Genomic DNA, 21144 nt, shown 5'->3' on the forward strand with positions numbered 1-21144 from the left:
CCAGGACATTTACGCCCGCTGCCGCCGCTTGGCCGCCGCGACCGCGCGGTTCGTCTCCCGGGTGTCCTGCTTCTCCCGCAGCGTCTGGCGCTTGTCGTACTCCTTCTTGCCCTTCGCCAGCGCGATCTCGACCTTCGCCCGGCCCTCCTTGAAGTACAGGACGAGGGGCACGATCGTGTGACCCGACTCCTGCGACTTGGACTCCAGCTTGTCGATCTCGGCGCGGTGCAGCAGCAGCTTCCGCTTGCGCCGCGCGCTGTGGTTGGTCCAGGTGCCCTGTGCGTACTCCGGCACATGGACGTTGTACAGCCAGGCCTCGCCCCGCTCGATCTGGACGAACCCGTCGACCAGCGACGCCCGCCCCTGGCGCAGCGACTTCACCTCGGTACCCGTGAGCACGAGACCGCACTCGTAGGTGTCGATGATGAGGTAGTCGTGCCGCGCCTTCTTGTTCTGCGCGACGAGCTTGCGCCCGCTGCCCTTGTCCTTGTCTTTGTCTTTTGCCTTAGCCATAGTGCGGCCATTTTCGCACTACGACCGCCCCCCGAGGCCACTCAATACTGCCTCGGCCCGCTCCTGGGACCGGTCGGTGACCGGTACGTCCGGAGTGATGCCCTTCCCGTCGACGCCGTGGCCCGCCGGGGTGCGGTAGTGGCCGACGGTCAGCTCGGCCACCGAGCCGTCGGGGAGATCGGTCGGCATCTGGACCGAGCCCTTGCCGAAGGTGCGCGAGCCGACCGTGACGGCGCGGCCCCGGTCCTGGAGGGCGCCGGTCAGCAGCTCGGCCGCGCTCATGGTGCCGCTGTCGACCAGGACGACCAGGGGGCGGGCGGTGTCGCCGGCCCGCTCCGCGTACAGCGCGCGCTGGCGGCCGTGCACGTCGTACGTGGCGACCAGGCCGCCGTCGAGGAAGGCGGAGGCGGCCGAGGCGGCCTCGGTGACCAGGCCGCCGGTGTTGCCCCGCAGGTCGAGGAGGACCCCGGCGCCGCCGGGGGCCGCCCGGACGGCCTTGCGCACCCGCTCGCCGGAGCCCTTGGTGAAGGCCGCCACCTTGATCATCACGTCGCCGCCGGACAGCTTGCTCACGGTGACGGTCTCGGTGGTGAGCTCGGCCCGCCGCAGCGACTCGCTCCAGGTCCGCCCGGCCCGGTCCAGGCCGAGCACGACCCGGCTGCCCGGGGTGGCCCCGTCGCCGCGCAGCAGGGCGACGACCTCGGTGACCGGCAGGGTGTCCAGGGCCCGGCCGTCGATCGTACGGAGCCGGTCCCCCGCCCTGATCCCGGCGCGGGCGGCCGGGCCGCCGGGCTGGAGGCGGGTCACCTCGACACGGCCGGAGGCGGTGCGCCGGGCCCAGAGGCCGACGCCCGTGTACCGGCCGTCGAGGGCGTCCTCGAACTGCTCGTACGCGCTCTGGTCGTACACCGCGCCCCAGCGGTCGCCGCTGCGGCTGACGGCCTCGGCGGCCGCCTCCGTGCCCGACTTGCCGTCCGCCACCGCGTCCGCCGCAGCCCGGGCCACGTCCGCGCCGCGGTCGCCGAACCCGGCGGCGGAGGCGGGCAGCGCGTGCAGCGGGGCGCGGCGCTCCTCGGCCTGCGGCAGCGCGCCGGTCACCGCGGCGGTCGCCAGGACCGAGACGAAGACCAATGTCAGAGTCGCCCCGCGGCGCACTCCGCGGGACCTGGGACAGCCGTCCGGACCTGACATGGCGTCGAGTCTAGGACAACGCGAGGGCGCCGCAGGGGCTGTTGCTCCTACGGCGCCCGGGGCGCATCTCACACAGGGAAGAGCCCGCGTCACACCTTCAGGTACTTGCGCAGCGCGAAGAACGCGGCGAGAGAGGGCATCAGCACGCTCGCCGCGAGCACCAGCGGCAGCTTGGCCAGGACCGCGTCCCAGCCGATGAAGTTGATCAGGTTGAGCTTGTGCGACAGGTCGAGACCGTGGTCGATCATGAAGTAGCGGCCGACGATCAGCATCCCGGAGGCGGCGATGCCGCCGAGCACTCCGGCGAAGGCGGCCTCCATGATGAACGGCGCCTGGATGTAGAAGCTCGACGCACCCACCAGGCGCATGATCCCCGTCTCGCGCCGTCGGCTGAACGCGGAGACCCGGACCGTGTTGACGATCAGCATCAGCGCCACGACCAGCATCACCGCCATGACCAGGACCGCGGCCACGTTCATGCCGCCGAGCAGGCTGAACAGGTTCTCCAGGATGCCCTTCTGGTCCTGGACGGACTGCACGCCGTCGCGCCCGGCGAAGGCGGTGGCGACCACCTTGAACTTCTCCGGGTCCTTGAGCTTGACCCGGAACGACTCCTGCATCTGGTCCGGCGTGATCGAACCGGCCATCGGAGAGTCGCCGAACTGCTCCTTGTAGTGCTTGAACGCCTCGTCGGCCGACTCGTAGGTGACCGTCTGGACGATGTCCAGCTTCTTCAGGTCGCCCTCGATGTCCTTCTTCTGCTGGGCCGTGACGGCGCCCTTGGAGCACTTGGCGACGGACTCGGCGTCGGCCTTGTTGCAGAGGAAGATCGAGACGTTGACCTTGTCGTACCAGTAGCCCTTCATGTTGTTGACCTGGTCCCGCATCAGCAGGGACCCGCCGAACAGGGCCAGGGACAGGGCCACCGAGACGATGACGGCGAACGTCATGGTCAGGTTGCGGCGGAGACCGACGCCGATCTCCGAGAGTACGAACTGCGCGCGCATGGCGACTGGTTAAGCCTTTCCGTGCTTGTCGTGCTTCCGAGCTCGATGCTCAGCGCATCAGTGCTGGTAGCCGTAGACGCCGCGCGCCTGGTCACGTACGAGACGGCCCTTTTCGAGCTCGATTACCCGCTTGCGCATCTGGTCGACGATGTTCTGGTCGTGGGTCGCCATGATCACGGTCGTCCCGGTCCGGTTGATCCGGTCCAGGAGCTTCATGATGCCGACCGAGGTCTGCGGGTCCAGGTTGCCGGTCGGCTCGTCCGCGATCAGCAGCATCGGCCGGTTGACGAAGGCCCGCGCGATGGCGACGCGCTGCTGCTCACCGCCGGAGAGCTCACCGGGGCGCCGGTCCTCCTTGCCGCCGAGCCCGACGAGGTCGAGCACCTGGGGCACGGCCTTCCTGATCTCCCCGCGCGGCTTGCCGATGACCTCCTGGGCGAAGGCGACGTTCTCGGCCACGGTCTTGTTGGGGAGCAGACGGAAGTCCTGGAAGACGGTCCCGAGCTGGCGCCGCATGTGCGGCACCTTCCAGTTGGAGAGCCGGGCCAGGTCCTTGCCGAGCACGTGCACCTGCCCATGGCTGGCGCGCTCCTCGCGCAGGATGAGTCGCAGGAAGGTCGACTTCCCGGAGCCGGACGAACCGACGAGGAAGACGAACTCACCCTTCTCGATGTCGAGGGAGACGTCCCGCAGAGCGGGATGGCTCTGCTTGGGATAGGTCTTGGAGACGTTGTCGAATCGGATCACGGTGCACCACGGTCGCCGGGAATAGGTGTGCGTGACACTACGCGAACCCGCCTGGGCCGTGCAGGCACCGTCCGGAGATGTTCCGGGGATGCGCCTTATGTCCTGTTGACGGGGGCCCCTGGCCCCCCTCACGGGGGCAGAATCCGGCGGGGCGCGCCGAAACGCGCGCGAGCTGGCACAGTGGTAGGGGGAACGGTTGCGTTTCCCTGAGCGTTGTGCGGAGCAGTAGGTGCATACAGCGGCTCCGCCGCGCGGGAGGAGGAAAGCGCATGACCTACGACCGATTGGTGTGCGCGAACTGCGCGGCGCCGGTCAGCGAGGGCCGTTGCCCCGTCTGCCGGGCCAACCGCGAGCGGCTGCAGCAGGAAGGCCCCTGGGGCGGCCTGAGCCCGGCGGCGCTGGTGACGCTGCTGGTGATCCTGGTGGCCGCGGTGGCGCTGCTGGCCCACCAGACCGTGTAACGAGGCTTGACGGCTTTACGCGAGTGGGGCCCGGGACGCGCATCGCGTCCCGGGCCCCACTTTCGCACTGCGCGGCGACTACTGTCCGTGTCGCTCACGCGACGGCATGCCTATGTCACCGATGTCGCTGATGTCGCTCAGGCGACGTTGCGGCCGCCGACCAGGCGCGGCATGAAGCGGAAGCCGATGCCGCCGGCGATCATCGTCGCGGCGCCGAGCAGCAGGAAGGTGGTCTCGCCCGCACCGGTCTCGGCGAGCTCGTCCTTGGCCTTGCCCTGCTCGACCGGCTTGGAGCCACCGCTGTCCGGGGTGGTGTTGTCCGGGCAGCTGGCCCCGTCGAGGGAGACGGTGCAGGTACCGGAGCCGCCGGTGCTGCCACCGGTGCTGGTGGAGCCGCCGGTGGCGGAGGAACCGCCGGTGGAGGACGAGCCGCCGGTGGAGCTGCCGCCGGTGGCGGACGAGCCGCCGGTCGACGAGCCGCCCGTGGTGGACGAACCGCCGGTGGACGAGCTGCCACCGGTCGTCGAGGAGCCGCCCGTGGTGCTGCTGCCGCCCGTGGAGGACGAACCACCCGTGGTGGACGAGCCGCCGGTGGACGAGGAACCGCCCGTGGTGGACGAGCCGCCGGTGGAGGACGAACCGCCGGTGGACGAGCTGCCACCGGTCGAGGAGGAACCGCCCGTGGTGCTGGAGCCGCCCGTGGAGGACGAGCCACCGGTGGACGAGGAACCGCCCGTGGAGGACGAACCGCCCGTGTCGGCGCCGCCGATGCCACCGGTCGACGAGCTGCCGCCCGTGGACGAGCTGCCACCCGTGCTGCTGCTGCCGCCGGTGGACGAACCACCGGTCGACGAGGTGTCGCCGGTGGTGCTGGAGCCGCCCGTGGAGGACGAACCACCGGTGGAGGAGGAACCGCCCGTGGAGGAACCGCCCGTGGAGGAGGAACCGCCCGTGGAGGAACCGCCCGTGGAGGAGGAACCGCCCGTGTCGGCGCCGCCGATGCCACCGACCGTGCCGGTTCGGCGCCGCCGATGCCACCGACCGTGCCGGTGCCGCCGTCCGACTCGCCCTGGACGCCCAGACCGACGTCCACACCGCTCTTGTCGACCTCGGCCTTGGCGCTGATGCCGCCGATGTTGACGTCGACACCGGCGGCCTGGGCCGCACCCGCAGCGGTCAGGGACGCGCCTGCCGCGATCACCGCACCCGCGGCTATCCGTGCAACGCGGACCCGCGTCATTTTCGTCATCTGCCTGCTACCCCCAGTAGCTCAATCGTCATGGAGCACCGCCCGGGGGCCGCGGGACTGGGGGATCCGATTCCGTCGCCCCCGTCACACGCGCCCCGGAAATACGCATGCCGCGCGTCACCCTTCCGCACTCCCGAGAATGGAGTCAAGGCCGTTGCGTACGGAATGCCCGTATTAGTGTGACTTGCCCGTCGTACGGGATTGCGACTGTGACGTAAAAAGGGAACTACCGCTCATTGAACGGCAGTTCCCTTGTCGACAAAGCCCCGAAAAGGCGGTCGGTTACTTCTCCTGCTGCTTGCGCCAGCGAATTCCCGCTTCCAGGAATCCGTCGATCTCGCCGTCCAGCACGGACTGCGGGTTGCCGACCTCGAACTCGGTGCGCAGGTCCTTGACCATCTGGTACGGGTGCAGGACGTACGAACGCATCTGGTTGCCCCAGGAGCTGCCGCCGTCGCCCTTCAGGGCGTCCATCCTGGCGCGCTCCTCCTGGCGCTGGCGCTCCAGGAGCTTGGCCTGGAGGACGTTCATGGCGCTCGCCTTGTTCTGGATCTGGGAGCGCTCGTTCTGGCAGGAGACGACGATGCCGGTCGGGAGGTGCGTGATCCGGACCGCGGAGTCGGTCGTGTTGACGCCCTGGCCGCCGGGGCCCGAGGCGCGGTACACGTCCACACGCAGCTCGGACTCGTCGATCTCGACGTGGTCGGACGACTCGACGACCGGGAGGATCTCGACGCCCGCGAACGACGTCTGGCGGCGGCCCTGGTTGTCGAAGGGCGAGATGCGCACCAGGCGGTGCGTGCCCTGCTCGACGGAGAGCGTTCCGTACGCGTACGGCGCCTTGACGACGAAGGTGGTCGACTTGATGCCGGCCTCTTCCGCGTACGACGTCTCGTAGACCTCGGTCGAGTAGCCGTGGCGCTCGGCCCAGCGCAGGTACATGCGCTGCAGGCGCTCCGCGAAGTCGGAGGCGTCGACGCCGCCGGCCTCGGCGCGGATGTTGACCAGCGCCTCGCGCTCGTCGTACTCGCCGGACAGGAGGGTGCGGACCTCCATCTCGTCCAGCGCCTTGCGCACGGAGACCAGCTCGGCCTCCGCCTCCGCGAGGGTGTCCGCGTCGTCCATCTCCTCGGCGAGCTCGAAGAGCACGCTGAGGTCGTCGATCCGGCCGCGCAGCGCCTCGGTCTTGCGGACCTCGGCCTGGAGGTGCGAAAGCTTGCTCGTGATCTTCTGGGCGGCCTCCGGGTCGTCCCACAGGGACGGCGCGGCGGCCTGCTCCTCAAGCACGGCAATGTCTGCCCTCAGCTTGTCGAGGTCCAGGACGGCCTCGATCGACCCCATGGTCGAGGAGAGGGACTTCAGCTCTTCGGATACATCGACGACTGCCACGGGTCCAGCGTAACGGCTGTGCGCAAGGACGTTTCCCCCGCGCCGTGCCACGGCCGCGCGGCCCGTGTCTACGGGGGCCCCGGCGCCGAGTGCTTGGAGTCCTGCGGGGGCTTGTCGTCGTCGCCGGAGGTGGCGAGCCAGCCGCCGACGGCCACCGCCGCCGTCAGCGCCACCGCCGAGGCGCCCAGGATCAGCCGGCGTCTGCGCAGCTGGTCCGCGCGATGGCGGGCCGAGCCGGGGCGCGGGGTGCCCGCCGGGCCGTCCTCCACCCACCGCGCCGCCGCCTCCAGGTTGAACCGGCCCGCCGTCCACGCCCCGGACCGCAGTGCCCGCGCGACCCCTTCCCCGTACCGAGGGGGGACGCTCAGGAAGCCCACCGTCAGGCCCGGTGCCAGCCGCTTCGACAGGCTGTCCACCAACAGGGTCCGCTCCGGCGCGTACGCCGCCAGCGGCGCGGGCGTGTCGGCGGCGGCCAGGAAGGCCCACGTCGTGTCCTCCACCGCCGCCAGGCCCAACTCCCGCACCATCGACGCCAGTTCCTCGCGCCGAGCCCCCGGCATCGTCAGCGACAGCGGATTGTGCAGCGTCGGCTGGACGTACACCGCGCTCAGCGGCGTACGCCGGTGGGCCGCCTCCAGCGCCGACGGCAGCATCCCCGACCCGTCCGTCCCGATCCCCACCAAGGTGATCCCCAGCCGCTCCGCCACCGCCTTGACCAGCGGATACGTCAGCTCCTCCACCCCCACCCGGCCCCCCGGCCGGGCCAGCGCCGACAGGGCGGCCGCGATGGCCTGGCGGCCGTTGCCCGCGAAGAGCAGCCGGTCCGGGTCCGGGCGCCAGCCGGGGCGGGCCAGCACCCGGGCCGCCGCCGCCCGGGCCCCGGGCGTGCCGTCCGCCGCCGCCGGGCGGGTCGCCTCCAGGAGGACGTCCGGGCGGGCCAGACCCGTGAGAGCGCGGGCCATCAGCTCCGACTGGCCGTCCGCGACCGGGTAGTTGAGCTCCAGGTTCACCGGCGTGCGCCCGCTGTCCTCCGCGAGCACCGACCCCGGGTGCGGCGGCGCCGCCCGGACGAACGTGCCGCGCCCGACCTCCCCCACCACCAGGCCCCGGCGCACCAGCTCCCCGTACGCCCGGATCGCCGTGGAGACCGCCACCCGGTGGCGGCGCGCGAACGTCCGCTGCGGCGGCAGCCGGTCGCCCGGCCGCAGCCTCCCGTCGGCTATCGCCTTGGCGACCCCGTCGGCCAGCCGTAGGTAGTCCATCCCCGCCCCCTGAAGACCGCGCACACCGCGCACACCGCGCACACCGCGCACACCGCTCACATTGCACCGAGAGCAAAGATCTTATTGCACCGAGCAGTTGGGCCCGCCTAGCCTCCTGACATGCCCACCACCTACACCGACCGGGGCACGGGCGACGCCCTGCTCCTGGTCCACGGCCACCCCTTCGACCGCACGATGTGGGACCCCCAGATCGAGGAGTTCGCGCGGACCCACCGGGTCGTCGCCCCCGATCTGCGCGGCTACGGCAGCGCGCCCGTCACCCCCGGCACCACCCTCCTCTCCGACTTCGCGCAGGACGTCCTGGCGCTCGCCGACCGGCTCGGCATCGAGCGCTTCACCCTCGGCGGGCTCTCCATGGGCGGCCAGATCGTCATGGAGTGCTACCGCCTCTTCCCCGAGCGGATCAGCGCTCTCGTCCTCGCGGACACCTTCCCCGCCGCCGAGACGGCGGACGGGCGCACCGCCCGCCGCGAGATGGCCGACCGGCTGGTGCGCGAGGGCATGAAGCCGTACGCGGACGAGGTCCTGGAGAAGATGGTGGCGCCGTACGCGGACCCGGACGTGAAGGCGCACGTCCTCCGGATGATGACCGCGACCGACCCCGAGGGCGCCGCCGCCGCGCTGCGCGGGCGCGCCGAGCGGCCCGACTACCGCGAGCTGCTCACCACCGTCACCGTCCCGACGCTGGTCGTGGTGGGCCGCGACGACACGTACACCCCGGTCGCGGACGCCGAGGCGATGCACACCGCGATCCCCGGATCGACCCTGGTGGTCGTGGAGGCGGCGGCCCATCTGCCCAACCTGGAGCGGCCGGAGGAGTTCAACGCGGCCCTGCGCGCCCATCTGACGGGCTGACCTCACCGCACACCGGCCGCCGACGACGGATACTTCAGATCTGTACGGGCGAAGACCTGTACGGATGAAGACCTGTGCGGGCGTAGACCTGTACGGCCGCGCCGTCGAACCCGTCGCATCCGTCGATCGACCGGGAGGGTCCCTTGGACGCCCTTGGCACCGCACCGCCCTGGCCCGCGACGGACGCGGCGGCGGGCCCGCCCGGCGAGCGCGGGCACCCGTGGCGCCGGGCGAGTGCGGTCCTGGGCGGTCTGGTCCTCGCCGGGGTCAGCGCGGTCGTCGGATGCCGGGTGGCGGACTCCGACGGGATCACCCCCGTGCCGCAGCTGCTCGCCTTCCTGCCGTGGCTCCTCGTGCCGGGCGGCGCCGGGCTCGTGCTGACGGCGTTCGGGCGGTGGCGGACCGGGATGGCCTGGGCGCTCGTCGTCCTGGCGGTCACCGGCTGGTACACCCAGCCGTACGGCGCCGAGATCACCCGCCCGCACGGCCGCCCCCTCGGCCAGCTGCGCGTTCTCACCTCCAACACCGAATTCGGCTGGGCGACGGACGACTTGATCGCGGCCGTGCGGCGCGAGAAGCCGGACGTCGTGTTCGTCCAGGAGTGCGCGTTCGTCTGCGCGGACGCGCTGGAGCAGCGGGTGGCGAAGGCGGACTACCCGTACCGCGAGGTCGTACGCGAGGACGGCTCGGCCGGGTCCTCGATCCTCAGCAAGTACCCGCTCACCCACGCCCCCGCGATCCCCTCCGCGATGGCCATGCCGGGTGCGGTGGCGCGGATCGCGGGCCGGGACGTACGCCTCCAGCTCGCGCACCCCGAGCCCCCGCTGCCGGGCCGGGAGGCCGGCTGGCGGCGGGAGCTGGGCCGGGTGCGGGACTTCGCCGCGTCGGCGAAGGGCGGGGCCGTGATCGTCGCCGGGGACTTCAACGCCACCCAGGACCACGCGGCCTTCCGCGCGGTCCTCAAGGCGGGCGCCCTGCACGACAGCGCCCGGCTCGCGGGAAGGTCGCGTACGTACTCGTGGCCCGCCGACCGCGCCACGCCCTTCCGCACCCAGATCGACCATGTACTGGTCAGCGGTGACGACTTCACGGTCAGGTCGGCGCACTTCCTGACCCTGCGCGGCACCGACCACCGGGCGCTGGTCGTCGATCTCGAACTGTTCGAGGGGTAGCGGGACCCCACTTCCCGGGGGGCGGGTCCCGGGGTGCGGGCGGCGCGCTCCTGGGTGAGGATCGGACCGTCCGGAAGGCGGGTTGCAGGGGGGCCGAGCAGGAGGCGTACGCGTATGCGCGCTGTCGCGGTCCCGGCCTTCAGGGCCACGCCGGAAGTGATCCATGTCCCCAAGCCGCAGCCGGGCCCCGGCGAGGTGTTGGTGAAGATCGAGTACGCGGCCCTCAACCCCTTCGACTGGCAGGTCGCGGACGGCCTCCTCGACGGCCGGGTCCCGCACGTCTTCCCCCTGGTCCTCGGCGTCGACTTCGCCGGCCGTGTGGACGTGGTCGGGCCGGGCGAGAACCGGTTCGTGGTGGGCGACGCGGTGTACGGGCAGGCGGGGCGGCCGCCGGTGGGGACCGGAACGTACACGGAGTACGTGACGATGCCGCACGACGCGGCGATCGCCGGGGTACCGGACGGGCTCACGCTGCGGGCCGCCGCGGCCCTGCCCACGGCCGGGATGACCGCGCTCCAGATCCTGCGGGCGGGCGTGGCGCTAGAACCGGGCGACACCATGCTGCTCGTGGGCGCGGCGGGCGGGATCGGCAGCGCGCTGACCCAGTTGGCGGCGGCGCGGGACATCCGGGTCGTGGCGGTGGTGCGGGGTGACGAGCGGGAGCGGATGCGGGCGCTGGGCGCGGTGCTGGCGATCGACTCCACCGAGCAGTCGGTGCGGGAGGTCTGCGGGCGGGCGGTGCCGGGCGGGGTGGACGCGGTGGTCGACCTGGTGTCGGCGGACGCGGAGGCCTTTGACGCGTACGCGCGGCTGATGCGGCCGGGGGGCGCCGCGCTGAGCACCCGGGGCGCGGCCCCGTCCGGCAAGGGCGTGAACATCCGCCTCACGGCGTCGGGCGCGCTGCTCGACGCGCTGGCGGCGGCGGCGGTGGCGGGCGAGGTGCACGTGCCCGTGGAGGCGGAATATCCGTTGGAGAAGGCACCGGAGGCGTTGGAGCGGAATCGGGTGGGTGGGGCGCGGGGCAAGACGCTGTTCGTGCCGTAGCGGTCGTGCCGGGTGAATCTTTATCCACACCCTGTGGATAAAGATTCACCCCGAAGGGCGCGCTTCACCTGCGACCCGGTGACCGGCTGACCGCGCAGTTCCCCGCGCCCCTGAAAACCCTCGTCCACCTGCGGCCCGTGGAGGGTTGCTCGCGCAGTTGGGACGCGCATGCTGGTGTGGGTGTCGCGGTTGGAGTCCAGAGGGGCGCCGGGGACCAGGGGCACCGCGCCCCGGCGGGGCCGGCCGGAGGGGGCCGCGGGCTCCTCGTAGACCGGCTCCTCGGGCTCCTCGGCGTCCGGCTCGTCCACGTCCAGCGGCGGCATCCCCGCCACCAGCGGCAGCAGCTCGCGCAGCCGGGCGGAGAGCTCCGAGGCGCGCAGCCGGGAGGCCGGGGCCTTGGCGAGGCACTGGACCATCAGCTGCCAGAGCTCGTCGGGGATCCCGGGCAGCGGCACCACGGTCTCGGTGACGTGGCGGCGCAGGACCGCGCCGGGGTGGCCGCCGCCGAAGGGGGTGAAGCCCGCCAGCAGCTCGTAGAGGACCGTCGCCAGGGCGTAGATGTCGACCGCCGCCCTCGGCGGCAGGCCCTCGACGATCTCCGGGGCGAGGTAGTCCGGCGTGCCGATGATCCGCGTCGCCTTGGTGCGGCGCGGGGTGTCGATCAGCTTGGCCACACCGAAGTCGGTGAGCAGCGCGGGGTGCGCGCCGCCGGGGCCGAGCGGGCCCTGCATGTCCAGGAGGATGTTCTCGGGCTTGACGTCGCGGTGGACGACTCCGGCCGCGTGCGCGGCGGCCAGGCCGTCGGCCACGTCCGCGACGATCGCCACCGCCGCCTCGGGGGCGAGCCGGCGCTCGCGGTCGAGCCGGGTGCGTACGTCGGTGCCCCGCACCAGGTCCATGACCAGGGCGAGGTCGTTGCCGTCGACGACGAGGTCGCGCACGCCCACGACGTTGGGGTGGTCGAGGCCGAGCAGCGCGGTGCGCTCCTGGACGAAGCGGCCGACCAGCTCCTGGTCGGCGGCGAGGTCCTCGCGCAGCAGCTTGATGGCGACGGGCCCGTCCGGCCCCTCGCCTAGCCACACCGTGCCGGCGCTGCCCCGCCCCAGGATCTGGTGGGCGGTGTACCGGCTGCCGATATTCCGTGCCAAGACTGCTCCCTCAGCGGCTGGCTGTGCACGCCGAGGCTACGCGGCCAGAAGGGCAACCTTCACTTCCGAGGGGGAAATCACCCCTGGGAAGTCGACAAATCCATGAAGTCGGCGTCGTGTACGCCTCAATTGCCGCCGAGTTTGCCGAGCCAGCCCGACACCTTGTCGGCCGCGTCACCGATCGCCTGCCAGTAGCTCTTGCCCTCGGCCACCCAGTCCTGGAGCGGGGTCAGCTCCCAGATCAGCCAGCCCGCCACGAACAGCAGGACCAGGGTGAACAGACAGCCCTTGAGGCAGCCGAGCCCCGGAATCCGCATCGGGTTGGCGCTGCGGCGGCGCGGCTCGCGGGGTTCGCGCGGCGCCGGACCCTGCGGCTGCTGGGGCGCCTGCGGCGGCGCGTACTGCTGGCGCTGCTGGTGCTGGGGCGGCGGCGCGTACTGCTGGTGCTGCGGGGGCTGTGCGTACGGCTGGGGCTGCTGCGGCTGCCGGTACTGCTGAGGCTGGGGCTGCTGCTGGCCGTACTGCTGCTGACCGTACGGCTGCTGGGGGTGCTGCGGCGGCCGCTGCTGCTGAGGCTGCTGCGACTGGCGGTGCGGGCGGCGGCGCAGCGGGTCCTCGGCGGGGTCCAGATACTGCACCTGCGTCTGCTCGTTGCGGTCGCGGGCCGCCTGGAGCTGGGACTGCCAGGGGTGCGGATCCTCGGGCCTGGCGCCCTGCGGGTCGAACTGGCCCTGGCCCTGCGGCACCGGCGGCAGCACGGCCGTCGGGTCGGCCGCGCCCCGGCTGGGCAGGACGGCGGTCGGGTCCGCGGCTCCCGGCGTGTTCGGCAGGTACGAGGTCGCCGCGTTCGGATCGTGCCCGCCGTACGAGCCCGCGTTGCTCGGCAGCACTTGGGTCGGCTCGGCCGCGCCGGGCGTCTCGGGGACGGGCGCGGGCGCCGGGTCGGGCGCGAGCAGCGCGCCCACGCCGTCGGCCGCCTCGACCTGGGCCGGGGTGGAGTGCACCCCGATGCCGTCGGCCACCACGCGCAGGGCGCGCGCGAGGTTCTCGGCGCTCGGCCGCTCGTCCGGGTTCTTGCTCAGACAGCGCTCGATGACCGTCCACAGCGGGGCGGGGACGGTGGTGGGGCGGCGCGGCTCCTCGCTCAGATGCCGGTGCAGCACCTCAAGAGCGGTCCCGCCGGCGAACGGCGGACGCCCGGTGACCAGCTCGTACATCAGGATGCCGGCGCCGTAGACGTCCACGGCGGAGGTCTGCGGGCGGCCCTCGGCGGACTCCGGCGCCACATACGCGGGCGTGCCCACGAACTCGTGCGTACGGGTCAGGCCCGGGGAGTCGGCGAGGCGCGCGATGCCGAAGTCGGTGAGCATCGGGTGCATCGCGCCGCCGCGCTCGTCGAGCAGGACGTTGGCGGGCTTCAGATCGCGGTGGACGACGCCGTCGGCATGGCTGGCGGCGAGCGCGTCCGCGATCTGCGCGGTCAGCAGGGACGCGGCGACCGGGGTGAACGGGCCGTTGTCGCGCAGATAGCGGTGCAGGTCCGGGCCGTCGACCAGGTCCATGACCAGGGCGAGCAGATCGCCCTCGACGACGAGGTCGCGGGTGCGCACGATGTTGGGGTGCGTCAGGCGCAGCAGCACCGACCGCTCGCGCAGGAAGCGCATCACGACGTCGGCGTCGTTGGCCAGCTCCTCCTTGAGGACCTTGATCGCGACGGTCTCGCCGGGCTGGCCGGCCACGGCCGCCTCGGCGCCCGCGGCCTCACGCTGGCGGGCGCGCCAGACGGTACCCGTGGCACCGCGTCCGAGCGGCTCCTCGAGCAAGTACTTGCTGCCTACCGGCCGCACGTCATGCGCTCCCTGCTGGTCTGGCTGGATCCGGGTCTCCTCGGGTGTCCCCCGAGCCGCCCACTGTAGTGCCGCCGACTGTCACCGGGGCTGCGGCAACGGCTTCGGCGACTCGGGCCCGCACGCTCCGGCTGTTCGAAGGGAAGACGCCCACGTCGTACGGAAGGTTGCCGAACGGCCGTACCGAAGCGGGGTGAGCGATTCCGTCGAGGTGCGCAACCGGCCACTTTGCGGCCACATTTGCGTCGAGAGCCGATCATTCAAGATCACTTGGAGGTGGGTGGCGGGCGTGTTGTCAGTGGCAGGTGCGAGGATGCCCTCAGCACGACATGTGTGCCTGGTGGGGGGAATCACAAGGGCCTTTCCCTCCGTGCCCGGCACCCCCGCGCAGAAGGGACCGCCGAGGCGATGCAGATCCGGCTGACCGTCCTCGCGCCGCGCAGCGGCCACGCTGCGGCGCGCGCCTGCGACGTGCTCGTGACCGCGCCCGCCGGGACCGCCCTCGCGGCCGTCGCCTCGGGCCTCGCCACGGCCGCGTCCGGCTCCGAGGTGTCGAGCACGGTCGTGCTCTACGCGGGCCGCGAGCGCCTCGACCCCCAGCGCCGGGTGCTCGGCGAGCCACCGCTGGTGGACGGGGCGGTGCTGTCCCTCTCCTCCCCGGCCGACTCGTCCTCGTACGCGTACGAGGAACACGAGGAGGCGGCCCCCGCCCGGCTGTGCGTCGTCGCGGGGCCGGACGCGGGCGGGGTCCATCTGCTGCACGGCGGCCAGATCCGCGTCGGCCGCTCGGCGGACGCGGACGTTCCGCTGGACGACCCGGATGTGTCCCGGCTGCACTGCGCGGTCACGGTCGGCGAGGGCGGCCGGGTCTCGGTGGCCGACCTCGGCTCGACGAACGGCACGCGCGTGGACGGCAGCCCGGTCGGCCCGCACCCGGTGCGGCTGCCGGTGGGCGCGCTGCTGCGGCTCGGGGAGTCCGCGCTGCGGCTGAGCACCGGGACCCCGTCCCCCCAGCCGCTGCCCACGGCGCCGGACGGGGAGGGACACGTCCGGGTGACCCCGGCGGGCTCGCCCCCGCAGCCGCCGTCGGGTCCGGTGGGGCACGCAGAGGGCACACCGGCGGCCCCGGCCGCGCATGGCGCGGAGACCGCGCGGGTGCCGTCCCCGCGCGCGTCGAGCGAGCCGGGCCCGGCCGGCCATGGGCCGACGACGCACAGCCGGCGATGAGGACGAGCCGCACCACGACCGCCCCCTGCCGGGGGTCCGGGGGTCGCCCCCCGGGACAGCACAGCAACATCCGGCGGATGCGGCGGGAGGCCCGGCGATGACAGTCGTGGGAGTCGTCAAGGCCAAGCAGTCCCTGCCCGCCCGGATCGCCGCCCGGGCCGGCGGCGGCGCGCTGCGCGTCTTTCTGATCCTCGTCGGCCTCTTCTGGCTGATGCCCACCGTGGGACTGCTGCTCTCCTCGCTGCGCAGCCCCTCCGACATCGCCTCCACCGGCTGGTGGAAGATCTTCAGCGAGCCGTCCCAGCTCACCTTCCACAACTACTCCAACCTGCTGGACAACAGCACGATCACCGACTCGCTGCTGTCCACCGTCGTGATCACCGTGCCCGCGACCGTCCTGGTCGTCGTCATCGGCTCGTTCGCCGGATACGCCTTCGCCTGGATGGACTTCCCCGGCCGCGACTGGTGGTTCATGGTCGTGGTGAGCCTGCTCGTGGTGCCCGTCCAGGTCGCCCTCGTCCCGGTCGCCAAGCTCTTCGGAAAGGTCGGGATCTTCGAGACGACGGTCGGTGTCATCACCTTCCACGTCGCCTTCGGTCTGCCCTTCGCCATCTTCCTGCTGCGGAACTTCTTCGCGGAGATCCCCCGGGAGCTCCTGGAGGCCGCGCGGCTCGACGGGGCGGGCGAGATCCGCCTGTTCACCCGGGTCGTGCTGCCGCTGGGCGGCCCGGCGATCGCCTCGCTCGGCATCTTCCAGTTCCTCTGGGTCTGGAACGACATGCTGGTCGCGCTGATCTTCGCGGACTCCAAGCACCCGCCGATCACGGTCGCCCTCCAGCAGCAGGTACGGCAGTTCGGCAACAACATCGACGTCCTGGCGCCCGGCGCCTTCGTCTCGATGGTCATCCCGCTGGCCGTCTTCTTCGCCTTCCAGCGCCAGTTCGTGTCGGGGGTGATGGCGGGCGCCGTCAAGTAACCCGTTCGCACCCCGGCGCCCCAGGTCAAGTACCCCGCGTCAAGCGGGCGCCGCGGGTTTACCCCGTCTGCCGCCACCGGCGTAACCCGCTCGCGTCATTGGCCGTTCTACGGGCCATGCCCCGGTTCAGCGTGATCGTCCCCGTGTACAAGGTCCAGGCCTATCTCCACGACTGTCTGGGCTCGGTGCTCACTCAGTCGTACGACGATCTGGAACTGATCGCGGTGGACGACTGCTCACCGGACGCGTGCGGCGCGATCATCGACGAGCACGCCGCCCGCGACCGCCGTGTCATCGCCGTGCACCTGGACACCAACACGGGCCTCGGCCCCGCCCGCAACGCCGGGCTCGCCCATGCCACCGGCGACTACGTGGTCTTCCTCGACGGCGACGACACCCTCACCCCGGGCGCCCTCCAGGCCGTCGCGGACCGGATCAAGGAGACCGGCGACCCGGACGTCCTGGTCTACGACTACGCCCGTACGTACTGGTCGGGCGAGGAGGTCCGCAACAAGTCGGCCGCCCAGCTCGCCGAGGCCGGGCCCGCCACCTTCCGGCTCGCGGACCGGCCGGGCCTGCTCAAGCTGCTGAGCGTGGTGTGGAACAAGGCCTACCGCCGCGAGTTCATCGAGGAGCAGGGCTTCAGCTTCACGCCCGGCTTCTACGAGGACGCGCCCTGGACGTATCCGGCGCTGATGGCCGCCGACGCGCTGACCACGCTCGACCGGGTCTGCGTCCACTACCGCCAGCGCCGCCAGGGCAGCATCCTGTCCACCACCAGCCGCCACCACTTCGACCTCTTCGACCAGTACGACCGAGTGTTCGCGTTCATCGACGCGCGCCCCGAGCTGGCCCCGCTGCGGCCGCTGATCTTCCGGAAGATGGCCGACCACTTCCTCACGGTGTTCACCACCCGGGTGCGGCTGCCGCGCGGCAGCCGCGCCGAGTTCTTCCGCCTCGCCCGCGCCCAGTACCGCCGCCACCGCTCGCCCGGCGGCGGCCCGCGCACCCTCCGCGTCCGGGTGCGGCACGGTCTGGTCCGGCTCGGCGCCCACCGCACCTATCTGGGCCTGGGGGCGCTCAGCGCCCTGCGCGCCCGCGCGGGCCGTCCGCTGCGCGCGCTCGGCCGCGCACTGCGCTCCGGAGTGCTTCAGTCGCACTACCGGATCCAGCGGCTGCTGCCGATGCGGGACGAGGCGGTCTTCAGCGCGTACGGGAACCGGGGGTACGCCTGCAACCCGGCCGCGATCGAGGCGAAGGTGCGCGAGCTGGTGCCCCGGGTGCGGACCGCGTGGGTGGCGGCGCCCGCGCAGCTGCACACCGTGCCGCCCGCCACCCGCAAGGTGGCGCCGGACACCTTCGCGTACTGGACGGCGCTGGCCCGTGCCAAGTACCTGGTCAGCAATGTGGAGTTCGACGCCCGCCTGGTCAAGCGGGAGGGGCAGGTGCTGCTCCAGACCCACCACGGCACCCCGCTCAAGACCGTGGGCCTGGACCTGATGGACCGCCCGGCGGCGGCCCGCGACACCGACTTCGCGGGTCTCGTCGCCGGCAGCGACACGTGGGACTACAGCCTCTCCGCCAACCTCCACTCCACCCTCACCTGGGAGCGCACCTACCCCTCGGGCTACACCACGCTCGCCTACGGCTATCCGCGCAACGACGTGTTCCACGAGGCGAGCGCGGCGGACGTGGCCCGGCTCCGCGACGGCCTGGGCATCCCCGCCGACGCCACCGCCGTGCTGTACGCGCCGACCCACCGCGACTACCGGCGCGGCCAGCACCGCCCGCTGGACCTGGAGCGCGTGGCCCGTACGCTCGGCCCGGAGGTCGTGCTGCTCACCCGCGCCCACTTCACGTACGGGGCGCCGCTGGCGGAGGAGGGCATCCACCCCCGGATCATCGACGTCAGCGGGCACCCGTCGGTGGAGCAGCTGTGCCTGGCCGCCGACGCCCTGGTCACCGACTACTCGTCGCTGATGTTCGACTACGCCAATCTGGACCGCCCGATCGTCATCCACGCCGACGACTGGGAGGCCTACGAGGCGGCCCGCGGCACCTACTTCGACCTGCGCGCCTTCCCGCCGGGCGCGGTCGCCCGCACCGAGGACGAGCTGATCGACATCTTCGCCACCGGCCACTGGCGCGGCTCCCGCTCGGCCCAGCTGAGGGCCGCGTTCCGGGCCAGGTTCTGCCCGTACGACGACGGGCACGCGGCGGAGCGGGTGGTGCGGCGGGTCTTCCTCGGCCAGAGCGCCGGACTGCCGCCGTTCGTACCGGTCGAGGACCGCCGCCCGGCCCCGTCGGCGGCCCTGCCGGCCGACGCGGTCCAGCGGGAACTGGCCGGGCTGGTCTGAGCAGACCCCCTCCCGCCGCCGCTGCGTCCGGGCACCCCTTGCTCTCCCCCGGCCCCGAAAGAGGTATCCGTTGCCCCGTTTCACCGTCGTCGTGCCCGTCCATGAGGTCCGCGGGCTGCTGCGGGAGTGTCTGGAGTCGGTGCTGCGGCAGCGCTCCTGCCACAGCGAGACCATCGAGGTCATCGGGGTCGACGACGGCTCGGCGGACGGCTCGGGGCGGCTGCTCGACGAACTGGCCGCCGCCGACCGGCGCGTACGGGCGGTCCATCTGGCGGCCCCGGTGAGCGCGGGCGAGCGGCGCGACGCCGGGGCCGGGCAGGCGCGCGGGGAGTATCTGCTCTTCCTGGAGCCGGGCCTGGTCCTGCTGCCGGGGGCGCTCGACGCGGTCGACGCGCGGCTGAAGGAGGCCGGGGACCCGGATCTGCTGCTCTTCGGGCATCTGCGGACCCCGTTCCTCGGCACGGCCGAGCCGGCCCGCTCCCTCGACGTGCTGCGCGCGGCCGGGGACGCGGTGACCACGGCCGCCGGGCGGCCGGGCCTGCTCGGGGTGGCCCCGGTGAGCTGGAACCGGGCGGTGCGGCGGGAGTTCTGGCGCGACGGGGGCCCGCGGTTCGGCCCGGGCGCGCGGGCCGAGGCGATGTGGGCGCTCGGCGCGCTGCTGGCGGCCGGGTCGGTGGCGGCCCTCGCCACCCCCTGCGTGGACCACCGCCAGCGGCGCCCACTGCCGGGGGCCCGGCCCGCGGAGGACCGCGGGGAGGTCGTCGCCGCGTACGACGCGCTGCTGGCCAAGACCGCCGCCCGGCCCGGGGCCGAGGCCCTGCGCGGGCCGCTGTTCGCGCTGGCCGTGCGGGAGTTGCTGAAGACGTACGCGGGCGCGCGCGGGCAGCGGCGGGCGTACGTCCGGGCGGTGGCCGCCTTCAGCCGGACCCATCGACCCGTCGGCAGCGGGCGGTCCGGGGTGCGCGCGCGGCTGCTCACCGGGGGCCGGTTCCGGACGCTGGCCGCGCTCGACGGGGCCCTGGCGGCCCGCCGCGCACTGCGCTCACGCGTCCGCGCCGTGCGCAGGTCCGCGCTGCGCACGGCGTTCCGGCACTACTACCGCCTCCAGCGGCTGCTCCCGCTCGACCCCGGGCTCGCGGTGTACGCCTCGTACTGGAACCGGGGCGTGAGCTGCAACCCGGCGGCCGTCCACCGCAAGGCCGCCGAACTCGCCCCGCACATCAAGGGCGTGTGGGTGGTCACCAAGGCCGAGGCGGCGGACGGGCACCCGTTCGTGCTGCCGGACACCCTCGCGTACTGGCGGCTGATGGCCCGCGCCGGCTACTTCGTCAACAACGTCAACTTCCCCGACCACCTGGTCAAGCGCCCGGGCCAGCGCCACCTCCAGACCCACCACGGCACCCCGCTCAAGCGCATGGGCCTTGACCAGCTCGACCGTCCGGCCGCCGCCCAGGGCTTCGGCTTCCGCCGGTTCCTCGCCCGTGTGGACCGCTGGGACTTCTCGCTCTCCGCCAATCCGCACTCCACCGAGACCTGGTCGCGCGTCTACCCGAGTGCGGTGCGGCACCTGGAGTCCGGCTATCCGCGCAACGACGTGTACGCGACGGCGACCGCCGAGTCCATCGCCGCCGTCCGCCGCGCGCTCGGCATCGCGCCGGGCCGCCGCGCGATCCTGTACGCGCCGACGCACCGCGAGTACGAGCGCGGCTTCTCCGCCCCCCTGGACCTGGTCCGCGTCGCCGACGCGCTGGGCCCGGACACCCTGCTGCTGGTGCGAGCCCACTACTTCCACGCCTCGGCCGGGCTGCCGGAGCACCCGGGGCTGCTCGACGTCTCGGCCCACCCCCGGGTCGAAGAGCTGTGCCTGGCGGCGGACGCACTGGTCACGGACTACTCCTCGATGATGTTCGACTACGCCAACCTGGACCGCCCGATCGTCGTCCACGCCCCCGACTGGGAGGTGTACCGCACGGTCCGCGGCGTCTGCTTCGACCTCCTCTCGGGGCGCCCGGGAGACACCCCGGGCGCGGTCACCACCAGCACGGACGAGCTCATCTCCTGCTTCCGGGACGGCGGCTGGGACAGCCGGGCGAACGCCGTGCTGCGGGCCGCGTTCCGGGAGCGGTTCTGCCCCTACGACGACGGGCGCGCCGCCGAGCGCGTGGTGCGCACGGTGTTCCTGGACGAGGAGGCCGACGCGCCGCGCCCGGTGGAGCCCGCCCGGCGCGCGGTCCCGCCGCTGCCGGGTCAGACGGGTGCCCGCCGGGTCAGCGCCGCTGGCCGGCCATCACCGTGACGAGCCCGACGACCACCAGCAGCGAGCCGGCCCACGTCCACACCGACGTCCGCTCGTGCAGCACGGTCGAGCCGGCCAGCACGATCAGCAGATACCCCAGGGCGTTGAAGGGGTACGCGACGGACAGCGGCACCCGGGCCAGCGTCGACATCCAGGCGACGGCCGAGACGGCGAAGACGACCAGGCCGACCACGATCCAGGGGCTGGTGGCGGCCCGCAGCGCGATCGAGCCTCCGCCGTGCCGCACGGCAAAGGCGGCGCTGCGCATGCCGTGCTTGAGCATGATCTGGCCGCCCGCCGAGGAGAACACCGCGAAGAGCAGCAGGGCCAGGCTGGGCAGGTTCAACGTCGGCCTCCCGACCGGGACTTCGGGCACCGGGTG

The 21144-nt window shown here is 72.9% G+C and carries 18 protein-coding genes; 9 read left to right on the forward strand and 9 right to left on the reverse strand.

What is annotated here, in order from left to right; translation table 11 throughout:
• Nucleotides 1-9 precede the first annotated feature (9 nt).
• The 4 genes from smpB to ftsE form a co-directional block, all read right to left on the reverse strand.
• A complete protein-coding gene (smpB, locus tag A8W25_RS12140; protein ID WP_067159663.1) occupies nucleotides 10-513 on the reverse strand; it encodes an SsrA-binding protein SmpB in 504 nt (167 codons plus the stop codon).
• Between the two features lie 18 nt (nucleotides 514-531).
• Nucleotides 532-1704: a S41 family peptidase gene (locus A8W25_RS12145; protein WP_067159666.1), complete on the reverse strand. Its 1173-nt coding sequence runs from the start codon at nucleotides 1702-1704 to the stop codon at nucleotides 532-534.
• 89 nt (nucleotides 1705-1793) lie between these two features.
• Nucleotides 1794-2711: a permease-like cell division protein FtsX gene (ftsX, locus tag A8W25_RS12150; protein WP_067159669.1), complete on the reverse strand. Its 918-nt coding sequence runs from the start codon at nucleotides 2709-2711 to the stop codon at nucleotides 1794-1796.
• Between the two features lie 57 nt (nucleotides 2712-2768).
• Complete coding sequence (ftsE, locus tag A8W25_RS12155) at nucleotides 2769-3458, reverse strand: cell division ATP-binding protein FtsE (RefSeq protein WP_067159672.1); 690 nt, start codon at nucleotides 3456-3458, stop codon at nucleotides 2769-2771.
• Nucleotides 3459-3727: 269 nt separating this feature from the next.
• On the opposite strand from ftsE, the gene A8W25_RS12160 reads away from it, so the two are divergent.
• On the forward strand, nucleotides 3728-3919 hold the full coding sequence (locus tag A8W25_RS12160) for a hypothetical protein (protein ID WP_067159675.1): 192 nt from the start codon (nucleotides 3728-3730) through the stop codon (nucleotides 3917-3919).
• A gap of 171 nt (nucleotides 3920-4090) precedes the next feature.
• Entirely contained in the window at nucleotides 4091-5044 is a 954-nt protein-coding gene (locus A8W25_RS34345) for a hypothetical protein (protein WP_199831727.1), read from the forward strand.
• Between the two features lie 406 nt (nucleotides 5045-5450).
• Here the strand turns inward: A8W25_RS34345 and prfB are convergent, their stop codons facing one another.
• Both prfB and A8W25_RS12175 read right to left on the reverse strand, forming a co-directional pair.
• Nucleotides 5451-6557 carry a peptide chain release factor 2 gene (gene prfB, locus A8W25_RS12170; protein WP_067159681.1) on the reverse strand — a complete coding sequence of 369 codons (1107 nt, stop codon included), beginning with the start codon at nucleotides 6555-6557 and terminating at the stop codon, nucleotides 5451-5453.
• 68 nt (nucleotides 6558-6625) lie between these two features.
• Nucleotides 6626-7819 (reverse strand): PLP-dependent aminotransferase family protein, encoded by a 1194-nt coding sequence (locus tag A8W25_RS12175; RefSeq protein ID WP_079125979.1) that lies wholly within the window; start codon nucleotides 7817-7819, stop codon nucleotides 6626-6628.
• A gap of 120 nt (nucleotides 7820-7939) precedes the next feature.
• Here A8W25_RS12175 and A8W25_RS12180 point away from each other — a divergent pair, with 120 nt between their 5' ends.
• From A8W25_RS12180 to A8W25_RS12190, 3 genes are all read left to right on the forward strand, one after another.
• Complete coding sequence (locus A8W25_RS12180) at nucleotides 7940-8695, forward strand: alpha/beta fold hydrolase (RefSeq protein WP_067159684.1); 756 nt, start codon at nucleotides 7940-7942, stop codon at nucleotides 8693-8695.
• Nucleotides 8696-8838: 143 nt separating this feature from the next.
• Nucleotides 8839-9867, forward strand: coding sequence for an endonuclease/exonuclease/phosphatase family protein (locus A8W25_RS12185; RefSeq protein WP_067159687.1), 1029 nt, complete (start codon nucleotides 8839-8841; stop codon nucleotides 9865-9867).
• 114 nt (nucleotides 9868-9981) lie between these two features.
• Entirely contained in the window at nucleotides 9982-10911 is a 930-nt protein-coding gene (locus A8W25_RS12190) for an NADP-dependent oxidoreductase (RefSeq protein WP_067159690.1), read from the forward strand.
• Nucleotides 10912-10931: 20 nt separating this feature from the next.
• Here A8W25_RS12190 and A8W25_RS12195 read toward each other — a convergent pair whose 3' ends face one another.
• Together A8W25_RS12195 and A8W25_RS12200 are read right to left on the reverse strand one after the other, a co-directional pair.
• On the reverse strand, nucleotides 10932-12059 hold the full coding sequence (locus A8W25_RS12195) for a serine/threonine-protein kinase (protein ID WP_234386408.1): 1128 nt from the start codon (nucleotides 12057-12059) through the stop codon (nucleotides 10932-10934).
• Between the two features lie 125 nt (nucleotides 12060-12184).
• Entirely contained in the window at nucleotides 12185-13906 is a 1722-nt protein-coding gene (locus A8W25_RS12200; protein ID WP_067159693.1) for a serine/threonine-protein kinase, read from the reverse strand.
• A gap of 408 nt (nucleotides 13907-14314) precedes the next feature.
• Here A8W25_RS12200 and A8W25_RS12205 point away from each other — a divergent pair, with 408 nt between their 5' ends.
• The 4 genes from A8W25_RS12205 (at nucleotide 14315) to A8W25_RS12220 (ending at nucleotide 20762) form a co-directional block, all read left to right on the forward strand.
• Nucleotides 14315-15133, forward strand: a complete 819-nt coding sequence (locus A8W25_RS12205) for an FHA domain-containing protein (protein ID WP_067159696.1) — start codon at nucleotides 14315-14317, stop codon at nucleotides 15131-15133.
• Between the two features lie 97 nt (nucleotides 15134-15230).
• Nucleotides 15231-16109 carry a carbohydrate ABC transporter permease gene (locus A8W25_RS12210; protein WP_067159699.1) on the forward strand — a complete coding sequence of 293 codons (879 nt, stop codon included), beginning with the start codon at nucleotides 15231-15233 and terminating at the stop codon, nucleotides 16107-16109.
• Between the two features lie 116 nt (nucleotides 16110-16225).
• Entirely contained in the window at nucleotides 16226-18466 is a 2241-nt protein-coding gene (locus A8W25_RS12215) for a bifunctional glycosyltransferase/CDP-glycerol:glycerophosphate glycerophosphotransferase (RefSeq protein WP_067159702.1), read from the forward strand.
• Nucleotides 18467-18536: 70 nt separating this feature from the next.
• Entirely contained in the window at nucleotides 18537-20762 is a 2226-nt protein-coding gene (locus tag A8W25_RS12220; RefSeq protein ID WP_067159705.1) for a bifunctional glycosyltransferase family 2 protein/CDP-glycerol:glycerophosphate glycerophosphotransferase, read from the forward strand.
• On the opposite strand, the gene A8W25_RS12225 is transcribed toward A8W25_RS12220, so the two are convergent.
• A complete protein-coding gene (locus A8W25_RS12225; protein ID WP_234386409.1) occupies nucleotides 20734-21108 on the reverse strand; it encodes an EamA family transporter in 375 nt (124 codons plus the stop codon). The two genes, A8W25_RS12220 and A8W25_RS12225, sit on opposite strands and share 29 nt — an antisense overlap.
• Between the last annotated feature and the right edge of the window lie 36 nt (nucleotides 21109-21144).

Source organism: Streptomyces sp. ERV7, assembly GCF_001653515.1.
Lineage (GTDB): Bacteria > Actinomycetota > Actinomycetes > Streptomycetales > Streptomycetaceae > Streptomyces.